The sequence below is a fragment of the Blastomonas sp. CCH1-A6 genome, assembly GCF_001556365.1.
GTDB lineage: Bacteria > Pseudomonadota > Alphaproteobacteria > Sphingomonadales > Sphingomonadaceae > Blastomonas > Blastomonas ursincola.
Genome location: NZ_LSIS01000419.1, coordinates 1 through 1,031 on the forward strand (window position 1 = coordinate 1; position 1,031 = coordinate 1,031).

The following is a 1,031-nucleotide window of genomic DNA, read 5'->3' on the forward strand; positions in this document are numbered from 1 at the left end:
ACATTGCGCAGCAATGCCCGAAAGCCTTGAGAATCAAGGCCACAACCGAGGCGCAGGGGCTCCGCACATTGCCGCCCTTTATCTTGCCCTCGACCTTCCCCCTTCAGAAAGACAGCCCTGCTCCCTTCCGGCGCTGCGAAAGCCTGCGCCGAAACCCGCCAGAGCGCGCGAAAGCCGCTCACGGCGGAGGCCGCCCGGAAAGCGGGACGAACAGGCCGTTGGAGGGAGACGCGGCATCGGCCATGACAAGCCCGGCGCGGTCGTCGGCCGGCCCTTCCGGCGGCACCTGGGATACCGTGCGATCGGCGGATCGCGGCGCAGGCGAAACCGCGCCCGGCCGCACCGCGAACAGCGCAGCGCGGCGCCAAGCGAAGGGATCGGGCAGCGGCGCGGCGGCAAGCCGAGTGTCGTCCGAACCACCGGTGATCGACGCCAGCTTTGCGAGATAGGCGCGGGTCTCGACGGGCAGCGGACGACCGCGCGACAGATATTCGTCGTAGCGGCCCGGCCCCGCGTTATAGGCTGCCAGCATCGCCGTCGCGTTGCCGTAGCGGTCGTGCATCGCGCGCAGATAGGCCGCGCCCGCCATGATGTTGTCGCGCACGTCGTAGGGGTCAGCCCCAAGCCCATAGCGTGCGCGCAGGCTGGCCCATGTCGCGGGCATGATCTGCATCAGGCCCATCGCTCCGGCCGACGAAACGGCGCGGACATCGCCGTTGCTCTCGACGCGCATGACCGCCCATATCCAGCGTTCGGGGATTCCGAAGCGCCCTGCTGCGTCGGCGACATGGGCGGCATAGGGATGGCGCGCGGCCGCTCTCTCGGCGGGCGCGTCCTGCGCCCGCGCGGCGACGGGCGCAGCGCTCGGTGCGAGCAGCAGCAGGACCGCGAGCAAGGCGGCCGACACGCCCCGGCTCCGCCGCCAGCCTGCCAGCGTGCTCGCTCCGGTAAAGGGTGCGCGCGAAGCGCCGGCCGAGGGCCGCCCTTGACCTTCGCTGCGCGCGCCGGCCGGCCTGCGACCGAGCGGGACG

The 1,031-nt window shown here is 71.6% G+C and carries 1 protein-coding gene; it reads right to left on the reverse strand.

Annotation, left to right across the window (positions count from 1 at the left end):
- Positions 1 to 178 precede the first annotated feature (178 nt).
- Positions 179 to 1,031, reverse strand: an 853-nt coding sequence (locus AX735_RS18940; protein ID WP_066283443.1) for a lytic transglycosylase domain-containing protein, incomplete at its 5' end; no start/stop codon positions are given.